The 21221-nt window shown below is 44.9% G+C and carries 15 protein-coding genes; 14 read left to right on the top strand and 1 reads right to left on the bottom strand.

Features of this window, described 5'->3' with window-relative positions:
* Positions 1-68 precede the first annotated feature (68 nt).
* From ACQEXU_RS04090 to ypfJ, 9 genes are all read left to right on the top strand, one after another.
* Positions 69-479, top strand: coding sequence for a hypothetical protein (locus tag ACQEXU_RS04090; protein ID WP_427009791.1), 411 nt, complete (start codon positions 69-71; stop codon positions 477-479).
* Between the two features lie 111 nt (positions 480-590).
* A complete protein-coding gene (locus ACQEXU_RS04085) occupies positions 591-842 on the top strand; it encodes a DUF3297 family protein (protein ID WP_367989553.1) in 252 nt (83 codons plus the stop codon).
* A gap of 205 nt (positions 843-1047) precedes the next feature.
* On the top strand, positions 1048-1638 hold the full coding sequence (locus tag ACQEXU_RS04080) for a GNAT family N-acetyltransferase (protein WP_427009790.1): 591 nt from the start codon (positions 1048-1050) through the stop codon (positions 1636-1638).
* A 263-nt stretch (positions 1639-1901) separates the two neighbouring features.
* Positions 1902-2231: a zinc ribbon domain-containing protein YjdM gene (locus ACQEXU_RS04075; RefSeq protein ID WP_427009789.1), complete on the top strand. Its 330-nt coding sequence runs from the start codon at positions 1902-1904 to the stop codon at positions 2229-2231.
* Positions 2232-2293: 62 nt separating this feature from the next.
* Entirely contained in the window at positions 2294-2737 is a 444-nt protein-coding gene (locus ACQEXU_RS04070) for an N-acetyltransferase family protein (protein ID WP_427009788.1), read from the top strand.
* A gap of 117 nt (positions 2738-2854) precedes the next feature.
* Positions 2855-3493 carry a hypothetical protein gene (locus tag ACQEXU_RS04065; RefSeq protein ID WP_427009787.1) on the top strand — a complete coding sequence of 213 codons (639 nt, stop codon included), beginning with the start codon at positions 2855-2857 and terminating at the stop codon, positions 3491-3493.
* Between the two features lie 22 nt (positions 3494-3515).
* A complete protein-coding gene (locus tag ACQEXU_RS04060; RefSeq protein ID WP_367989558.1) occupies positions 3516-3944 on the top strand; it encodes a hypothetical protein in 429 nt (142 codons plus the stop codon).
* A gap of 151 nt (positions 3945-4095) precedes the next feature.
* On the top strand, positions 4096-4290 hold the full coding sequence (locus ACQEXU_RS04055) for a DUF6500 family protein (RefSeq protein WP_427009813.1): 195 nt from the start codon (positions 4096-4098) through the stop codon (positions 4288-4290).
* A gap of 257 nt (positions 4291-4547) precedes the next feature.
* Entirely contained in the window at positions 4548-5411 is an 864-nt protein-coding gene (ypfJ, locus tag ACQEXU_RS04050) for a KPN_02809 family neutral zinc metallopeptidase (RefSeq protein WP_367989560.1), read from the top strand.
* 104 nt (positions 5412-5515) lie between these two features.
* Here the strand turns inward: ypfJ and ACQEXU_RS04045 are convergent, their stop codons facing one another.
* Positions 5516-7426, bottom strand: a complete 1911-nt coding sequence (locus ACQEXU_RS04045) for a DEAD/DEAH box helicase (protein WP_427009786.1) — start codon at positions 7424-7426, stop codon at positions 5516-5518.
* Between the two features lie 365 nt (positions 7427-7791).
* On the opposite strand from ACQEXU_RS04045, the gene rnb reads away from it, so the two are divergent.
* The 5 genes from rnb to ACQEXU_RS04020 all read left to right on the top strand — a co-directional run bounded on the left by rnb (position 7792) and on the right by ACQEXU_RS04020 (position 21196).
* Complete coding sequence (gene rnb, locus ACQEXU_RS04040; RefSeq protein WP_427009785.1) at positions 7792-9795, top strand: exoribonuclease II; 2004 nt, start codon at positions 7792-7794, stop codon at positions 9793-9795.
* A gap of 134 nt (positions 9796-9929) precedes the next feature.
* Positions 9930-11069 (top strand): sugar diacid recognition domain-containing protein, encoded by a 1140-nt coding sequence (locus ACQEXU_RS04035; RefSeq protein ID WP_427009784.1) that lies wholly within the window; start codon positions 9930-9932, stop codon positions 11067-11069.
* 185 nt (positions 11070-11254) lie between these two features.
* A complete protein-coding gene (locus ACQEXU_RS04030) occupies positions 11255-12607 on the top strand; it encodes a GntP family permease (RefSeq protein WP_427009783.1) in 1353 nt (450 codons plus the stop codon).
* Between the two features lie 24 nt (positions 12608-12631).
* Positions 12632-13765 carry a glycerate kinase gene (locus ACQEXU_RS04025; RefSeq protein WP_427009782.1) on the top strand — a complete coding sequence of 378 codons (1134 nt, stop codon included), beginning with the start codon at positions 12632-12634 and terminating at the stop codon, positions 13763-13765.
* A gap of 258 nt (positions 13766-14023) precedes the next feature.
* Positions 14024-21196 carry a polysaccharide lyase family 8 super-sandwich domain-containing protein gene (locus ACQEXU_RS04020; protein ID WP_427009781.1) on the top strand — a complete coding sequence of 2391 codons (7173 nt, stop codon included), beginning with the start codon at positions 14024-14026 and terminating at the stop codon, positions 21194-21196.
* Positions 21197-21221: the final 25 nt, after the last annotated feature.

Below are 21221 nucleotides of genomic sequence, written 5' to 3'. Positions count from 1 at the left end.
GACATGACTTGAATAGGAAGTAAGTGAATTTTAATGTGGACTTAAGCCGCAACTAGATTGGAGGACATATGACGGACCAAATGAAAGATAGCTGCAAGTACCTAGGCAGTGAATATCCAATGCCTGTTTGTTTGAGCTTTCCTGTTGATGGCGTCAAGATTGAAGAGTTAAGCAATACAGAGTTTGCAGATTATGATACTCAAGGAGTCTATCTTTCAACGGCTTGCTGGCGCAACTATGTAGCAACATGGGAGATTCGAGATAACCAACTGTTTCTAGTCCAAATTGAAGGAAAGTATCGGCTAGTTAATCAGGAGCCTATTGTGGCGAACTGGTTTACAGGAGAGTTTGAATTACCCCAAGGAGACTTGGTTGACTGCAATATAGAGTTAGGTTTCCAGCTTAAATATACAAAAGCGGTCACCTTGCATTTCGTTTCTGGGGTATTAGTCGAAAGTATTGTGAGAGACATCGATTAACTTTATCACCTGCAGTTAGGTTTGGAATGACGTATTATCTGATTTGATAGTTGAGCTAGCGTTTTCAGTAGCCTAAAATAGGCGTTCAAAATCAAATGTTAGGTCATAAAAATGAGCGACAATAATATGTCAAAACCAGAACTGCCAGATCACTTAGCTGGTAACCCACGTAGTCCACATTACGTAGAGGAGTGTTTTGCGCACCCAATTGGTATTCGTTTAAACGGTAAAGAGCGTACAGACGTTGAAGAATACTGCATTAGTGAAGGTTGGGTGAAAATCGCTTCGCCAAAAGCAAAAGACCGTTGGGGTCAACCAATGCTGATTAAGCTTAAAGGTGAAGTGGAAGCTTTCTATAAGTAAGTTTGAACCTGATATCTTAAATGGAGGGTCTGCGGTGCTGACTCTCCACTCTGCCTTGCTTATACAACCCTATGAGCAAGTCAAGGGAAGCTGAATACCCAACGGATGGCAATTTGCCTTCGCGTTGGGTTTCTTGTTTATAGCGCTGTCAATTTTACACGCTGTACAAGCTACCTTACTAAAATGCGAATACAAGGACAGTACGATGTGGTTACAAGAAGTTGAGCTTGAATCTGAGACAATAAGGTTGATACCGATGCGTGCTGAACATGCGTCAGCGTTAGTTAAAGCCGCATCAGACGGAGAACTATGGAACCTATGGTATACATCGGTTCCAAATGCAGAGAATGTTGAAAAGTACATTTTAGCTGCGCTTGAACAACAATCTCTTGGCTTGTCTCTACCATTCGTTGTGGTAGATAAAATGAGCGGAGACATCATTGGCTCAACACGTTTTTGCAACGCGGACCCAGTGCACCATCGCGTAGAAATTGGTTATACGTGGTACAGCAAAAGGTACCAGAAAACATCGTGCAATAGTGAGTGTAAATATCTGCTCTTGACCCATGCTTTTGAAACTTTATGCGCGATTGCGGTAGAACTCCGTACGAATTGGCATAACCACCCATCAAGAACAGCAATTAGTCGATTAGGCGCTAAACAAGATGGCGTATTAAGAAATCATCAAAAGCTTCCCAATGGAGGATATCGAGATACCGTTGTTTTTTCGATTATCAATACTGAGTGGTTGTCTGTTAAAACAAACCTAGAATATAAGCTTAGGAAATATGGTTAACTGACATAAAGTAGAAATTCCTCTGAGATAAAACACCTTAATGTTTCGGTTGAAAATGGACCGCTTTGGCTATTGCTTCGAAACAACTTAAAGATGAGCCCTCGCATTTTTGGGTATGGTCATTATGTTGTTTCAATATGAGCATTAAAGCCTGCCAGTAAACTTGTTAAAATATGAGACGAATGGGACAATCTGCTCGATTGTGCGTGCGTGAACTATTACTATGAAGCTAGCATTAAATCTCAACATATAAATGGTAGCTTATGTCTTTCCCTCCTTGTCCACACTGTCAATCTGAGTACGTATATCAAGATCAAAATCACCTCGTATGTCCTGAATGTGCTTATGAGTGGGATCCTTCCGTTATTGAAGAACAAATTAGTGTCAAAGATGCAAATGGCACTGCGCTCGCTGAAGGTGACAAAGTCACTTTGGCGAAAGACCTTAAAGTGAAAGGCAGTTCTCTTGTTTTAAAAATTGGTACCAAAGCTATCGTAAGACGGATTGTTGATGGCAAAGATCATCAATTGGATTGCAAAGTGGATGGTGCAGGAGAGATGATGGTCACTGCTAAGTTTGTCAAGAAAGCATAAGCCCCAATGTTTTAATCCCTCTTAATAAAACGACCGCGTATTAATCGAATAGGAATTTGTATATGGAAATTAAAAAAGTAACATCTCTGGATGTTGAGTTACTAGCGCCTCTTTTTGATGCATATAGAGTGTTCTATGAACAGGAAAGTGATCTGGCATCGGCAAGAAAGTATATTGAAGAAAGGTTAATTAATAATGAATCAGTTATATTTATTGCAAAAAATAGCCAAGAGGAAGTGATTGGTTTTACCCAGCTTTATCCGAGCTTCTCTTCAATTTCTCTACAACGAACATGGATCTTGAACGACTTATATGTGCTAGAAAGTGAACGTGGTAACGGCGTTGGTAGAATGCTGATACAAGCTGCGACGGATTTTGCGCGAGGCACAGGTGCTAAAAGGCTTTCATTAGAGACAGCTCATGATAACTATAATGCTCAAGGGCTTTATGAGTCACAGGGCTTTGTAAGAGATTCTGAATTCTATAGTTATTTCTTAACATTATGATCATTCCTCAGTTCATGATATGGATATACAACGCATTTATCCCTAACCCATAAATAGATGGGTAACCTAGCCTCTCTATTAGCCTATCCAGCAAAGCTTTATGAAAAGGAGTGTTTAATGACGCGTTATTTAGTATTGGCTTTTACATTGCTTAGCGGTACCTGTTTGGCTGAGCCTGAGCAAGAAAGCGCAAAAGTGCTCGCTGAAGCATTTGGTGACCTTGATAAAGATGGTAAAGAAGAAAAAGTCATTGTGATTGATAACGGGTTACCGACAGACATGGGGACGGCTAGGAGCATCTTGATCTACAAACAGATGCCACAGGGTTGGAAACTGTGGCATACAAATGATTCTGCTGTACTACCGAGTTTGCATGGTGGAATGATGGGAGACCCATTTACAGGAATTGACGTAGAAAGAGGGGCATTAGTCATCCGTCATTTTGGTGGCAGCAACCAAAAATGGAGCTATGTGCACCGTTTCCGTTATTCGAATAAGCTGAATGATTGGCAGCTGATCGGTGCAACGGTCGAGTATGGCCTCATTGAGTGCGATTACACTCGCTTTGATGTTAACGTTTCGACCGGGAAAGCCATCTATCAAACGATTAATAATGCATGTTATGAGGGAGAACAAAAATCGAAAGAAACTCACGATCTTAATGTTCATTTTAATTCTACGATGTTAATGGACAACTTCTATCCAGGAGAGAATGAGTTGTTATTACCAACAATAAATCAAACCATTTACTACTAGGCACATCAATTAAGGAGCAAGGATGAAGTACAAAGGGATATTGGTATTTATCGCATTTGGTTTATTTGTTGTCATAGGAAGTAAACAGAATTGGTTTGGTAGTAGCGATCCTCAATCTTTCCCCAAGCTTCCAGCACACCCTGATTTTGTTATCTCGAAGAAGTACGACGGCCAATGGGAAGGAAGACGTATAAATGTCACTAATAACAATATGTGTGAGCGTACCACGATTACTGGCAAGATTGAGCAGGGCAAAGCATCACTTCTATTGACCTATAACGGAACAGCACTTCAAGGATGGGTATCGGAGTCTGGAGAGCTCGTCTTATATGCGAATCATCGTCAATGGGATTATCGCTTCTCAGCGAATGGAACCCCGAACAAATTAGAAGGGAAATGGCACCTCACCAATGGGCCGTGTCGCGGTACATGGTTTATTAAAAAAATCTAGAACTCTCGGCTGGCATGGTTTAACAAGCTTTATGACAGTTTTGCATCGAATGAGTAGATGCTACTGACAAATTCTGTCACTTACATCAAGTATAAAAAGTTGAATCTAACTTGGATGGGATAAAGAAGTGCGTTTGATTTTAAGAGAGAAAATGATTGAAGTCTGTGAGGCTAAGATCGCGAAGAAAGGACACAATGTAGGTGTTTCCTTCTATGCTTTTTTTCGCAACAAGAATGATACTCCTGAGCTACTCATGGAGGCAGCCACATGGTGGATTCAAACTCACAGGTTAGATCATTTCGAACCAGCAACAAAAATTCTCGAATTAATTAACAGCGAATGTTAATCGTTTGCATATGATAAATGGGTGCCACGCAGTGCCTTGCCGATTTGTTATTTTTAAACTGCACATAGATATTTGCTGTTCTTATAAACCAAAACAGTATTCTATGCTGTCCTTATCATAGGAAATAACACTTTTTCCTGTTTTGTCTGAGTAGTGTCAATTTTTATCGATATGCATATATTCGCATTTCTGTTGCTACTTTGTAGGGCTCGTTTGCCTTATTGTTACGTTAGAATTGATAATGAGGTAACACCCCAATGCGTTGGCGTAATTCTGAACAAAGTAACAATATTGACGACCGTAGAGGGCAAAGTCCGGTAAGTGCAGGTGTACCTGCTGCCGGCTTAATTCGGCTACTGCCGTTTTTAATGAGAAGTAAAGTTGGGCGAATCGTTTTGCTTGCTGGTGGCGCATTAATGGCGTACCAACATCTTACTGGAGGAGCATTGCCGGGCATGTCTCCACTAGCAAATGAGTCGACAATTGTTGAAAATGATGAGAATAAACAATTCGTGTCTGCTATCTTGGCGACGACAGAACAGGTTTGGAAATCGAAACTAGGCCCAAACTACCAAGAGCCGACTCTTGTGTTATACAACGGCATGACACAAACAGGGTGTGGGTTAGGTAAGGCGCAAACAGGGCCTTTTTATTGTCCTGCAGACAGCAAGGTTTATCTAGATCTCAGCTTCATGGATGAGCTTAAAAAGCTTGGTGCTCCGGGGGACTTTGCGTTTGCTTACGTGATAGCGCATGAAGTTGGTCACCATGTGCAGAATCAGGTTGGTACGAGCTCTGAAGTCCATCAATTGCAGCAACGCTCAAATCGAGTGGAAGCGAATAAACTGAGCGTGATGTTAGAGCTGCAGGCGGATTGCTATGCAGGGGTATGGGGACATGAAGTCGATCAGAAAATGGATATGTTAGACATCGGGGATCTCGAAGAAGGTCTCCGTGCTGCAAATTCTGTTGGAGATGATCATCTGCAGAAAATGGCTGGACGTGCTGTTCAACCTGATGCTTTTACTCATGGTACCTCGGCTCAACGAATCGAATGGTTTAAACGAGGATTTGAGTCAGGCGATATGAAGGTTTGTGATACATTCAATAGCCTAAGTTAAGACGAATAAAAACGCGATGGTAGCATCGCGTTTTTTTAGATTTAAAGTTTCCAGCGCATAAAAAAGGCCACCGTATGGTGGCCTTTGCTGTTCTTTATAGAAGATTACGCTTCTGTGCGGCGTCCACGGCCATGGCCACGCTCGCCACGATAGTTACCACGGTTATCACCACCACGGTTACGATCAAAACGACGTTCACCATCGCGACCACCTCGGCCGCCTTCACGGTTACCACGGTAGCCACCTTCACGGTTGCCTTCGCGGTTACCACGATAACCACCTTCACGACGGCCACCACCATCGCGATTACCGCGACCGCCGTCACGACCACCACCGCGGCGTGGCTCACGGAAGTCGTTGAAGTCACATACTACAGCGTCAACTTGCTTTTGGCGGATACGCAGTTTGCGTAGTTTACCTGCCGTTTCAGAAGACATAGCTTTTGGTAGCTGAACGTACGTTTCGCCTTGTGCAAGTTTGATTGCACCGATAGAACCTTTTGTTAGACCAAGTTCGTTTGCAAGTGCACCAACGATGTCTTTAACTTGTACGCCTTGTTCGCGACCAACTTGTAATTGGTAAGTATCCCAATCTTGATTGCTAAAGTTACGGTCACGACCGCGACCGTCACGACCACCCTCACGGCGCTCTTTACGACGCTGCTTGTCACGCTCGATTGCTTCAATCATTGGGTCTTCGCCAATGTAGAATAGTGGGCGTTTACCTTGCTGGCGTTTAAGCAAGATAGCAGCAAGTGTTGCTGCGTCTAGCTCTAAAGACTCTTGAAGCTTTTCAACAAGCTCAGAGAATTTATCTAGTGCTTTATGTTCTTTTTCCGTTTCTAGCTCTGTACCTAATTTCGCTAGGCGAGCTTCAGCGACTTTGTCACGATGTGGAAGTTGGATCTCTTCCATTGAAGACTTAGTAACACGCTCGATAGTGCGAAGCATACGAAGCTGGTTAGTACGAACAAGAAGAATCGCTTTACCTTTACGTCCAGCGCGGCCAGTACGACCGATACGGTGGATGTAAGATTCGACATCAAATGGGATATCGTAGTTGAATACGTGTGTGATACGTGGCACATCAAGACCACGAGCAACAACGTCAGTTGCTACTAGAATATCGATAACACCTTGTTTGATGTGATCAACCGTACGCTCACGTAGTGACTGAGGAATGTCACCGTGTAGTGCAGACGCTTTGAAGCCGCGTGCACATAGCCAGTCAGCTAGACGCTCGGTGTCTTGACGAGTACGTACGAATACGATTGATGCGTCAGTCTCTTCCGTTTCAAGTAGGCGAGACATTGCTTCGTCTTTTTCTACGCCTTTAACAACCCAGAACTGTTGCTCTACTTTATCTACAGTATGGTTTTTACCAGCTACGTCTACCGTAATTGGATCACGCAAGAAGCGCTCAACAATGTTTTTCAACATTGGAGGCATTGTTGCAGAGAATAGTACACGTTGCGCAGAAGAAGGAGCGTGCTCCATGATCGCAGTCACGTCATCAACGAAGCCCATGTTCAACATTTCATCCGCTTCATCTAACACGAATGTGTGTACTTCGTCTAGGTGTAGACGATCACGGTTGATAAGGTCTTGAACACGACCTGGTGTACCTACCACAATGTGAGCACCATTTTTAAGTGCACGCATTTGATCAACGATTGATGTACCACCGTAAATCTCAAGCACTTTCAGGCCAGAGATGTTTTGACCTAGGTTCTTCATTTCCGCTGCTACCTGAATAGCAAGCTCACGAGTTGGTGCTAGAACAATTGCTTGTGGTTTACGTTGTGACAGGTCAAGCTTGTTGAGCAAAGGCAAAGAGAATGCGGCAGTTTTACCTGTACCTGTTTGCGCTTTACCTAACGCATCAGAACCTTCCATTAGGTGTGGGATTGCTGCTGCTTGGATCGGAGTTGGGGAAACAAAACCCATTCCGTCAAGAGCAGAAAGGATAGAGTCGTTCAGCGCTAAATCGCTAAACTGAATTACAGAATCTGTCATTGGGATCCTACTATATATATGTCAACAAAGGTCCCACGAGCTCTACCAATTCCAATACCAATCCAGAAAAGAGCTGATTCCGTTCAGATGCGGATAAGTCGTAAATCGCATCAAGCCGCTAGGGACGTAAATAAGGGGGCGGATTATTCCCTAAAAGCATAAAAAAAGCCAGAAAAAATTGAAATTCATCACATATTTTTCTCATAACTGGTAAAAGTGGCGAAATTCCCGCCATGAAGCGTTTTACAAAGGAAAAAGCCCTGTCCGGAAAGGCCAAAAATTGCTCGTTTGGAGTGCCGTTTTAATTAGCAAATCCGAGTCGTGGTGTTATAGTGTGGCCAATTATTGATGTTAGACGATTAAAGATGTTTCAAGATAACCCGTTACTCGCTCAGCTAAAGCAACAGATTCAAGAAAACCTTCCTAAAAAAGAAGGGACAATCAAAGCGACTGAAAAAGGCTTTGGTTTCTTAGAAGTCGACAATAAAACCAGTTTCTTCATTCCACCACCGTACATGAAAAAATGCATTCATGGCGATAAAGTCGTGGCGATCATCAGAACCGAAAATGAACGTGAAGTGGCGGAACCTCAAGAGCTTTTAGAGCAAAGCATGACGCGTTTTATTGGTCGCATCAAATTATTTAAAGGCAAGTTGAATGTTGTGCCAGACCATCCGCTACTGAAAAAGTTATCGCTAAAAGCCAAAGTAACGAAAGGGCTTAAAACGGATGACTTTGCTGAAGGTGATTGGGTCGTTGCCAATTTAACTCGCCACCCATTGAAAGGTGATAATGGCTTCTTTGTTGAGATTTCGGAAAAAATTACCGATGCAGACGACAAAATTGCACCTTGGTGGGTAACGTTAGCTGAGAACGACTTGCCAAACAGTGAGCCTGCTGGCATTGATAACTGGGCGCTAATAGATGATGTGGATCTAGAGCGCGTTGACATGACGCATGTTCCTTTTGTCACTATCGATGGCGAATCGACCAAAGATATGGATGATGCGCTGTATGCGAAGAAGCTAGATGACGGTAGTTTTGACCTGACGATTGCTATCGCTGACCCAACGGCATACATCACTCCGGACAGTGATATGGACAAGGTCGCGAGAGAACGTGGTTTTACCATTTACCTTCCTGGGCGCAACATTCCAATGCTGCCGCGCGATCTTGCTGATGAGCTATGTTCGTTGATGGAGAACGAAGTCCGTCCTGCGCTATGCTGCATGGTGAACGTCGATAAAGATGGTGTGATTGGTGATGACATAAAATTCTTCGCTGCGAATATCAAATCTCATGCGCGCTTGGTATATGACCACGTCTCTGATTGGTTAGAAAATGGCAAATCAGAAAACTGGGAACCAAGTGAAGCGATTGGCGAAATTGTTCGTGACTTGTATGAATTCTCCCTAGCTCGAGCAAACTGGCGTGAAACACATGCCGTGGTATTCCCAGATCGTCCTGATTATCGATTCGAACTTAGTGAAGACAATGATGTGGTTGCGATTCATGCAGACATGCGCCGCAGTGCAAACCGTTTGGTGGAAGAGTCGATGATCACCGCCAACATTTGTGCGGGTAAAACACTTCAAGCGAGCTTTAACTCTGGTGTGTTTAATACCCATGCAGGGTTCAAACCTGAAAAGATTGAAGATGTAGTAGCACTTGTGAACCCAGAAGGTGATTTGCCATTCACTGCTGAATCCGTTGCGACTCTTGACGGCTTTGCTGCGCTTCGTCGTTGGTTAGCGAGTCAAGAAACATCTTATTTAGATAACCGTATTCGTAAAGCGCAAGCATACAGCGAAATTGGTAATCAGCCGCTGCCGCATTACGCTATGGGCTTAGAGCTATACGCAACATGGACATCACCAATTCGTAAATACGGCGACATGATCAACCACCGTATGTTGAAGGCACATATCTTAGGTAAAGAGCCTGTTCAGACGGCTGATGAGTCGGTGGGTGAAGAGCTCGCTATCCACCGTAAACATCACAAAATTGCTGAACGTAATGTAGGTGATTGGTTGTATGCGCGCACGTTAGCGGATGCGCCAGCGAACGAAACGAAGTTTACAGGTGAGATTTTCGATATTTCACGCGCAGGGGCTCGTGTTCGTTTAGTGGAAAACGGCGCGGCAGCGTTTATTCCAAGTTCTGTAATTGTTGATAACAAAGAACGTATCGAATCGAATGGTGAAAGCGGAACGATTTCGATTGATAAAGAGTTGGTTTATCGATTGGGTGACACGCTAGAGGTGGTTCTTATTGAAGTGAACCAAGAAACTCGGAGTTTGGTGGCTAAGCCAACACAGGTTTTCTCTGAGCCTCAGCCTACGGACTTGAAAGAAAACGCGGCAGCATAAGCCATAGTTTGAAAACAAAGCCAGCAATGAAAGCATTACTGGCTTTTTTGTGACTGGAAGCTAATAACAACACAGCGCGCTCGACTCCGTGCGTGACTGCGCCTATAACGCACATGGAACGCAGGAGAGTAAACGTGATACTGGACAATCAATTGGCGCAGCAAATTGTCGATCGTACGATGGCAATCATTGGCTACAATATCAATGTGATGAACCACGCTGGGATCATCATAGGGACAGGAGAACCCGCTCGCTTAGGGCAAGTGCATGATGGCGCGATCCTCGCACTAAAGCATGGAGATTCCATTGAACTGACCAAACAGAGTTGCGAGAGCTTAAAAGGGGTCAAGCCGGGCATTAATATGCTACTGCACAGCAACCAACAAGTGGTGGGTATCGTGGGCATCACAGGTGAGCCTGATGAGATCCGAGACTTTGCTAACTTAGTTAAAATGTCTGCGGAAATGATCATTGACCAAGCAGCATTGGTTGAACAGTTGCAGTGGGATCGGCGGCACAGAGAAGAATTCATCACTGCGTGGATCAATAATGAGCTGTCAGCACAAGAGTTAAGTCACTGGGCCGCTAAATTGTCTATCGACCTTTCTCAGCCTCGCGTTGCTGTCGTGATCCAATTCAGGGAAGGTCAGACACCCAAAAGCCTACAAAGTATTCGCAAAGTGGTCGATTTGCTTGAATACCCTCAGCGTGACAACTTAGTGGCGATTTCATCCATGACCGAAATCGTAGTCCTAAAACCTTGTCGGCAAGGGGAAACGTGGCAAAGCGAACAAGAAAGTGTGCGTATTGATAAGCTGCTTTCTCGTTTATCAGAACACAATATCGATGGGTTTGATATTGCCCTTGGCCAACTCTTTACCTCACCTACGGAGCTATATCGTTCCTATCAAAGCGCAAAGCAAGTACTGCTTATTGGCAGGCAGCGAAACCCTGAACAAGTTAAGCATTTATACGAAGAGCTGCGGTTGCCAGTATTGCTTGCTCCACTCAATGACTATTGGCAAGGTGAACAAATGTGCTTGTCTATCCGTAAGTTACGAGAAAACGACCGCTCTGGACAGTTGATGAAAACCCTTGATGTGTTCTTTCAATGCAATGGGAACTTGTCTGAATGTGCTAACTCTTTGTTTATTCATAGGAATACGCTGAGATACCGTTTGGATAAAATCACTGAAATTACCGGGTTGTCAACCACGGAATTTATAGGTTTAGCCGAACTCTATATTGCGTCACAGATCTCAAAATTGAATTAGAATTGTGCGAGTGCACAAAAATGTTATCTAATTGATAAAAATATTTGTTGTATTGCCCAAAGGAATAAACCAGCTTGATGCGGATAATAGACTCTACCCTACAAAGCCTCTTTATCTTCTCTATCCAGCCATGTTGGAAAGAGGGTAAACACAACGAAAAGGCATAGTGACTAAATGGAGTTTTTATGAGTCTTATACTAATCCTATTGGCGGTGATTGCGTTTATCGTACTCGCTACCACCAAATTTAAATTACATCCCTTCCTCGCGTTGATCATGGCGGCATTTTTGGCCGCATTTGCGTATGGCTTGCCCGCCGATAGCATTGCTAAAACCATAGCATCTGGCTTTGGTGGCATTCTCGGTTACATTGGTCTGGTCATTGTCTTAGGTACCATCATTGGGGTGATACTTGAGAAAAGCGGCGCAGCTATTACCATGGCAGATACCGTGATTAAAGTGCTTGGCGACCGTTTTCCAACGTTGACCATGAGTATCATTGGCTACATTGTTTCCGTTCCTGTGTTCTGTGATTCGGGCTTTGTTATTCTTAACTCTTTAAAAGAGTCGTTGGCGAAACGTCTTAAAACTTCTAGCGTAGCGATGAGTGTTGCCTTAGCGACCGGTCTATACGCCACTCACACTTTTGTGCCGCCAACGCCGGGTCCAATTGCCGCTGCAGGTAACTTAGGGCTGGAGTCAAATCTCGGTTTAGTGATTGGTGTCGGTATCTTTGTTGCTGGTGTGGCCGCGATTGCCGGTATGCTGTGGGCAAACCGTTTTAAAGATGTTGAGCCTGATGGTGATGAAGAGCTCGATGAAGTGAAACAAGATTGGAAAGCGCTCAAAGCTTCATACGGTGAGCTGCCAACAGCAAGCCAAGCGTTTGCCCCAATCTTTGTGCCAATCATTTTGATCTGTTTTGGTTCGATTGCTAAGTTCCCAAGTCACCCACTAGGTGAGAGCTTTGTATTTGATGTTTTGACCTTCTTAGGCCAACCGCTGACCGCCTTGGTTATCGGCCTGTTCTTGTCAGTTCGTTTATTGAAATCAGAGAAGAAGATTGAGGAGTTTGGCGAACGCATTAGCCAAGGTATTACTGCTGCGGCGCCAATTCTATTGATCACTGGTGCCGGTGGCGCATTCGGTGCAGTACTCAAAGCAACACCACTTGGTGAGTATTTAGGTACAACATTGTCGGCGCTCGGTGTCGGTATCTTTATGCCATTCATTGTTGCTGCTGCTTTGAAATCAGCTCAAGGATCGTCAACGGTTGCGCTGGTGACTACTTCGGCATTAGTGGCTCCATTGCTCGGTCAACTAGGCTTGGACTCAGAGATGGGACGAGTACTGACCGTGATGGCAATTGGTGCTGGTGCAATGACGGTCTCTCATGCGAACGATAGCTTCTTCTGGGTGGTGTCTCAATTTAGCCGCATGAAAGTGGGTTTGGCGTACCGTGCTCAAACCATGGCAACGTTAGTGCAGGGTGTCACGGCAATGACACTGGTATATATTCTTAGCCTAGTACTTCTATAACAACCATAACAGCAGGAGTGTGATATGAAAGTGGTTATCGCCCCAGATTCATTTAAAGAAAGCCTGACAGCGAAACAAGTATGTGATGCCATTCAGGCAGGCCTTGCCAGAGAGTGGACTGAGGCAAAATTTGTCTCTGTTCCCGTTGCAGATGGCGGTGAAGGTACGGTGCAGTCGTTGGTTGATGCAACCAATGGTCGTATTGTTGAAGTCAAAGTGACGGGACCACAACACAACGTAGTTGAGGCATTTTACGGTATTTTGGGCGATGACCGCACCGCGGTGATTGAAATGGCAGCAGCCAGTGGGTTACACCATGTTCCAGCAGAGCAGCGTGACCCAAAGTTAACCACCAGTTATGGCACGGGTGAACTTATCCTACATGCTCTTGAACAGGGCATTAGCCGATTCATTATCGGTTTAGGTGGCAGTGCAACAAACGACGCAGGCGTGGGGATGCTTTCTGCATTAGGTGCTCAGTTTCTTAAGGCAGATGGTCAGCCGATCATGCCCACCGGCGGAGGACTCACTGAATTAACACAGATCGATGTATCTCGATTAGACGCACGTTTAACGCAATGTGAAATCTTGGTGGCTTGTGATGTAGACAACCCGTTGTGCGGTGAGAAAGGCGCTTCAGCAATCTTTGGCCCACAAAAAGGTGCGTCTGAGCAAGATATCGCGTTGCTGGACCAAGCATTACACAATTTTGGCATGTTAACTGAGCAAGTGACGGGGCAAGATGTGCTTTCTAGACGCGGAGCTGGTGCTGCTGGTGGCATGGGGGCTGCTCTACTTGGGTATACCAATGCCATTTTGAAGCCAGGTATCGAGATTGTGCTTGAGACGGTCAACCTTAAAGAGATTGTTAAGGATGCAGATATTGTATTCACCGGTGAAGGGCGCATCGATTCACAGACTGTTCATGGTAAAACCCCAATGGGAGTTGCTCAGGTCGCAAAGCTGTATGACATCCCGGTGATCGCACTTGCGGGGTGTACAGGGCATGGCTACCAAGCGGTTTATCAATGTGGCATTGACGCCGTGTTCGCCGCAGTACCAAGAGCGATGTCTTTGCAAGATGCCATGAACGAGTCCGATTTTAATCTTGCTGATTTAGCGGAGAATGTTGCGCGGCTTTGGTCGCTAACACATTAAGTTGATCGTTTTCTTTCCTGTTTATTGCCAGCGTTGTCGCTGGCTTTTTTATGCTTGTATCTTGGGTTTGCTTTTTAGGGCTAAACATAATTGTGAAATAAATCTTACTTTCATCATTGTTGTGTATAGATAGTGAGACATTTATAAATTTATAAAACGAGGCTACTTTACATACAAACTGAGTGGTCTTAATTTGCCTTATTGTGAAACGAAGTTTTAAAAATATTAAATATAAATTTCAATATAAGGTGGTTTGTTTTGAATAGAACAAAATTATCTCTGTTAGCGGCTTCTGTCATTGTCGCCGTTGGGTGTCATGATGACCATGCAACTGGCATAACAGAGCAAGACCCTGTAGAAACAAGAACTTATCAGGCAAAAGCCATTGATGGTTATCTTAGAGGGGCTACAGTATGGTTGGATCTTAATCAAGATTTCCAGCTTAATGAAGGTGAACCTCATGCGACCTCAGGTGAAGGAGGGGTTGCACTGCTTGATGTGAGTGATATTGCAGGAGATCCAGAAGAGTATCCACTCATTACTCGTGTGATCAAACACCAAACGGTGGACGAAGACCATGGAGAGGTTGTTCGTAAATCCTACTTAATGACAGCCCCGGCAGGCGTAAAGAACATCACGCCGCTTACTCATCTCATTCATAGTAAACAACGTGCTGAAAACCTTTCTCTAGCAGAAGCCCAAGCAGTGGTTGCAGAAATGGTCAACATGCCAAATGTCGATGCTTTGCTGCAAGATTATGTAGAAGATGAACAAATACAACTCCACGCTTTTGCTCGCAGTTTTGCCGTTGTGTTGTCTGATCTAGAACAAGCTCCTACTCAACAAGAGTTAACCAAAGCGAATCAAGCGTTAGCTTCGGTTGCAAATGCGATGAATAGTTTCGTTGAGCAACAGGAGAATGCGGGTATTGCTGTGGATTACAATGCGATTGAGTTGAATTCCGTCGCATCGAATGAAGAGGTACTGACAGATACGGAACTGTTAACTGAGCTGATTACATTACGAGACACGGATGGCGATGGCATTAGTGATGGCTTCGATGATGATGATGACGGTGATGGCGTTGTTGATACAGAAGACGCGTTGCCATTAGATGCTTCAGAAACTCAAGATTCGGATGGTGATGGCATTGGTGATAAAGCCGATCAACAGCCACATGATGCAAGCAATCAAAACCAGATTGTGCTTGACCTACTGACAGAGGAGTTGGACACCCAAATAAAAGGTGCTCAACTGCTAAAGCAAAAAGCAGAAGAAAAGCAAGAAGCGGCTCGCCAAGAAAAACAGATTCTGGAAACGGAACATCAAATCACGCTACTTAAATCGGAAAATGAACTAAGCCATTTAGAGCAGCAACTATCCGATGCTGCCAGTGAGGAAGAAAAGCAACAAATAACCCAACAGATTGAAGCAGTAAAAGTATCAATGAGTGCATTAAATCAAGAATTTAATGCGACGGTGGCTCCGCTAAACGCAAAGCTTGAGAAAGCGGAAAAACTAATCTCGGTTGCGGATAAGACAACGGATCAGGTTAAAGAGCAGCATCAAGCGATTCAACAACAGCATAATGTAGAATTGCCACCAGTTGTTATCGATAAACCAAGCAAACCTGATGTCTCAGTACCGCTAACGGATTTTGAAAAATTACAGCAGAGAATCGTGCCGGATTTTGTTGCGCAAGAAGAGAAACGAGTGGGTAAGTCCGGCTCGACGATTGAAGCTCGCGCCAATGAGTTTGTTGCCACTCAACAAGAGGATGGTAGCTGGCCGGGTATTGATTATGCTTCAACCAGCCGAAGTGGATGGCCAGCAGAAATTCACCTTAAGAAGCTGAGAACTGTTGCAGCAGCATACGCAAAAACAGGGTTAGCAGTTTACGAAAATGCAACGGTTAAAGCATTAGAGCACTGGTTTGCGGTGAAGCCAAGCGCACATTGGTGGTGGGAACACATCGGGAAACCGAAGTTCTTAGGCCCCGTTGCTCTTCAGTTGGGTGATGCGCTACCAAGTAATATTAAACAAGAAGTTATTCAAATCCTGCCGCAAGACATTGGCTCTCAGCCATCTTTTGCACTAACAGGCGCAAACCGTACAGACATTGCTCTTGGGGTGTTGTACCGAGGTTTATTGAGTGAAGATGCTTCGATGGTTGGGCTTGCACTGAAAGACATTGAGAACACCATTGAGATCACGGTAGAAGAGGGAATACAGCACGACTGGTCGTTCCAACAACATGGCACTCAACTGTATACCGGAGGTTATGGTGAAGTCTTTCTAAATCCAGTGCTGCGTTGGGCGTATCATGTTCATGATCTGCAATGGAAGTTTGAACAGCACAAAGTCGATATGCTAGCAGGTTTACTTTTGGATGGTATGCGTTGGATGGGTCGATTCGGTCAGCTGGACTATAACGTCTCTGGTCGTGGAATCACGCGTCCGAAGGCAGAGCTGTCTGAGTTAAGTGGTGCAGTCAATACACCTAAATCGCTCACTAACATGGATATGGTCGCAATGCTTAGCCCAGATCGCGCTGAAGAAGCGATGGCGTACAAAGCCCATGTTTATGATGGTGGAGCAGCAGGAATTGACGGCTTTAAGCATTTTTGGCGCAGTGATTACTCGGTTAAAGCGACTGAAGATTTTACCTTCGGCATAAAAATGAACTCCAAGCGTTCGAAGCCAACTGAAAATGGTAACGGAGAGAACTTACTCGGTTATTGGCTTGGTTTTGGTTCCACCTTCCTGATGCAAAGTGGTAAAGAGTATTACAACATCTTCCCAGTATGGGATTGGGGCAAAATCCCGGGAGTGACGTCACCTGAGTATATTGCAGCACCTGCTTACTGGGGCGAAATCATGCAATCTGTCAGTTTTGTTGGTGGCTTAAGTAACGGTAAGGTCGGTATTACAACCATGGACATGGACATGGATGTGACTCACTTAGAGCGCATTGAATCTGATTGGAAACTTGATCGAGGTAAGCGAACACCACTCACAGAAGGGGGCGGTAATACCAAAGCGAAAAAAGCATGGTTTAGTTTCAATGACGAAATCGTTGCTTTAGGCGCTGGTATCAGCTCGACGCACAGTGAAACGGTGAATACCACGCTAAACCAAACGTTACTGAATGGTGAAGTGACCATCGGTGATGGCCAGCAAATTCTGAGTGCGGGAGATCATGATGTAAACAGCAGCAATTGGGTTCACCATGATGGAGTGGGCTATGTCTTTTTAGGCTCTGGTGAGCGTCAGCTGTCGAACAAAGCACAACAAGGCAGTTGGTCTGCCATCAAACGTGGTACATCCGATGAGATAATTAGCAAAGACGTATTTACGCTGTCGATTCCTCACGGAGTTAAGCCGCAAAATGCCTCTTATGAGTACATTATTGCTCCGGGAAGAACAGCAGAGCAAACCGCGCAATATCAACAAAACTTACCTGTACGTGTGGTTCAAAACACCAATACCATTCAAGCGGTTGAGCATAGTGGCTTAAACATGGTGAGTGCCGTGTTCTATCAAGCGGGTACGTTGGAAGTTTCACCGCAGTACACTGTGACCGTTGATAAACCAAGCGTAATATTGCTTGATAACTCAGGTTCTGATCTGGTTGTGACGGCGTCGACGCCGGGAGATGCGTATAGCGTGGTTAACCTCACGGTAACTCGTGATGGTCAAACAGCGACACAACGCATGATCACTCCGGGAACGGCCGACCAAATGGGTAATAGCGTTCAGTTTATCTTTAGTCAGGGTCAAGATGTCACAGCATTAAACGATGAAACAGCGGTTGCTATCTTTAATGGTGCAACAATTGTTGATCAAAACACAGCTCAAGGCGCGGAAAAACTAAAAGCAGGCTTAACGCTTGCGCCACAAGAAGATGTTTTTGTTCAAGGGGGGAGCTCAGCTTCATCTACGTATGGTGGCAGCGGTTACATGCAGCTCAAGAACGGCAGTGGTGTTTATGACCGTCGTATTCTACTTCGATTTGATCTTAGTGAAATTGGCCGCAACAAAGTCGAAAACGCCAAATTACGTTTATATGTTCGTGGTGTGAAAACAGAAGGTGTTGACCGTTTAATTGTCGCTCGCTTAGTCGAAGGTGAAGCGTGGTCAGAAGCTAATCTCACATACAACACATATCCGCAACTTTCGATGTTGGCGCAATCCAGTGCAACCGTTGTTTCTGATACAGATAAGAGCACATGGATTGAGCTGGATATCGCAGATGTGATTAATGCAGCCACTACACCTGACAATATCGTGATTGAGTTAGCCGATTTAGGGGCAAATCAAGGCGCAAACTTCATTAGTTTTGCAACCAAAGAGTATGGTGACAAAGGCCCGCAACTTGTTTTGCAAGGGGTACAAGGTGATGCGTCAAATACTGGAGATTCAGGTAGCAGCAATACCGATAGTGACAGCAGTTCAGGTTCAGACTCAGGATCTGACAATGGTGATACAGCAGGTGGTAGCACCGACACTGGTAACTCAGGCAATGATGGTGCCGTTGACTCAACAGCAAAAGCTGAAGCAGAGAAAGCACTTGCTTCGCAGTTGCAATTGACTGTGATGCAAGATGCGCGTGTCGAAGGTGGCGAAAATGCGAGCACGAACTTTGGTTCATCGGGGTATATGACAGTAAAGAACGGCCCGGGCAAGTTTGACCGACGTTCTGTATTACGCTTTGATATCTCTCAGCTTGCGGGCGCAACGGTTACCGCCGCCAAACTCAAGGTGTATGCCAATGTCGCTGACCTCAAAACGTTGGACTCCGCTGGTGTGCAAGCCGTCGAACTACAAGGTTTTGACTGGGATGAGAATGCTCTGAACTGGAATAGCCTTCCAGATATGACAGGTGCAAGCACGTCAGGAACGGCTGTTGTAACGCATACGATCAGCAAAGATGCGACAGGTGTTGAACGTTGGCTAGAGCTTGATGTAACTGACTTAGTGAATGCGAATACAGGCAAACAAACGCTTGATCTATTACTTCGAAATCCAAACAGCAGTGATCAAATTGCCTACTTCAGCTTTGCAACCAAAGAGGCTGCTGGTGGTGCGAATGCAGCCCATTTGGTGATGACGAACAAAGCATCTGGCTTTATGGATGCAGCGACTCTAGCTACCTATGACAATGCCTTACAAAATTGGCAAACCCACCTAGTCGGTAGTGATGCGCTAGTAAGTGATCCGAATGCTCAGGCGATCATTGATAAACATGTGCTTGCCGGCAAAAAGGCATTTGAATCCATGGCGCCGAAAAGCGAATGGAATGAGGCAATATGGAGTGACCAACCGCTTGCTGGTGCACGTGATGGACGTAAGATCAAAGAAACCTTCCGCAGGTTAAAATACATGGCGATCGCTTACCATATGCCGGGTGAGTTGAAAGACAATGTAGAACTTAAGCAAGCGTTAAATGATGCGTTAGACGTGATGCTAACTAAGCATTTCACGATTGGAATGACACATCTAGGCAACTGGCATGAGTGGGAAATTGGTGCGCCAGCGTTCTTAAACGATATCCTCGTTTTGATGCGTGAACAGTTACCTGCGTCTTTGATGCAACAAGCCATTGAAGTCTCTCGCTATATGCTGCCTGATCCTCGTTATCAATATGGCAGTGAAGGCAGCAGAGGAAGACAGTTTAGTAATACGGGCGGCAACCGAGCTGATACGGTACTGATCAACCTTATTCGTGGGTTATTGGATTATCGTGAAGATGAAGTCAATCTTGCACTGGCATCATTGCCAGTTGTCTTGAAAGAAGTCACACGTGGTGATGGTTTCTACCGTGACGGAAGCTTTTTACAGCATATCGACATTCCTTATACTGGAACGTATGGCGGTGTGTTGTTGTCTGGTGTGAGCAAAGTGCTTTTTGCATTGCAAGGCTCAGATCTACTTCCGACGGAGCTGTTGAAAATTTCAACCTTAGTTAATAAAGCCTATGAGCCTTTGTTATTTAAAGGGCAAATGCTAGACATGATGAATGGCCGTGCCATTGCTCGTGGATGGGCACAGGCAAGCGGTGAAGGTGCGGGCATCTTACGTTCACTATTAAGGTTGTATCCAGCAATTGAAGGGGCAGAAAAGCAGCGTCTTGGCGCGATGTTAAAGCAGCACCTACAACACAATCGAATGCAGAGTGCTTACGCGATTGCAACAGACTTGGTGTACTTGCCGATTATCAATGAGATATTGGCAGATGATGCCTTAACGCCTCGTGGTGAGCTGGAAGGTAACTTCTTGTTCTATAACATGGATCGTGTGGTTCACCGTAAAGGTAACTATGTGTTTGGTATTGCAGGACACTCTTACCGAACTGGTAACTATGAAACAGGCAGTCGTGGCGAGAATGCACGTGGTTGGTATACCGGTGACGGAATGACCTACTTGTATGATGCCGATTTAGCTCAGCACTATAATCACTGGCCTTTGATGGACATGACACGCTTAGCTGGTACCACATCCGATACGCGAGTATTAACCGGTAGTGATGGGCGTCGTGCAGCGTATAAGGGTGGTCGAAAAACCGCATTGCGTTGGGTCGGTGGCACATCAAACCAAGAGTTTGGCACCTTTGGCATGGACTTCTATAACTGGGATAACAGCTTAAAAGCGAAGAAATCTTGGTTTATGTTTGATGATGAAATAATTGCCATTGGGTCTGATATTCAAGGGGAGCGTGTCAATCAAACCGTCACGGGTATTGATGGTCGAAAACTAAACCCGCAAGGTAACAACGTGGTGACTGTCGATGGTGTATCTTTGCAAGATGGTGTTGCTCCTGAGCGTACTATTCACATCGAAGGTAATACCGAGGGGAGTCAACTGGGTATTGTTCTTCCGTATGTTCAGTCGGTGAGTGTGGAGCGAAGCCAGCAAACTGGAGATTGGGCAGACCCATTTATCGTCAATAGCAACAAGATGGATGATACCCAAGTGACAGGCTGGCGGTTGCTCAGTACCATTCAACATAGCGTGGAAAACAACCATTACGCTTACGTGCTATTACCACAAAGCAGTGCCGCTCAAACGCAAGCTTACGCCAATGATTCTGATGTGACGATATTGCACCAGAATGCGCAAATCCACGCGGTAAAAGAATCGACACTCGGTTTGTATGCTGCGAATGTGTGGGTGAGTGAAGAAGTGACAACTCCAGAGATGGTAAGCCGAGGCAAAGTGTCGCTGCTGACTCGGGAGCAAAATGGAAAACTTCATGTTTGGATCTCTCAACCTACACGAGATGCCGGGTCAGTTGCGGTGAAGTTCCCTCAATTCTCTGGTGCAACCATCAGTAGCGATGAGCAGAATAGAGTCAAATGGCAAGATGGTTTCTTTGTGGTTTCGACTGAGCAACTTGGAGGCAGTACCTATCACTTCGTAATATCTCAGTAATGATTAAAACGCAGTATGCGTACGT

It is taken from the genome of Vibrio sp. TRT 21S02 (assembly GCF_050113675.1).
Lineage (GTDB): Bacteria > Pseudomonadota > Gammaproteobacteria > Enterobacterales > Vibrionaceae > Vibrio.
The sequence above is the reverse complement of the archived record's forward strand: the minus strand, read 5'-3'. Positions and strand labels throughout refer to the sequence as shown.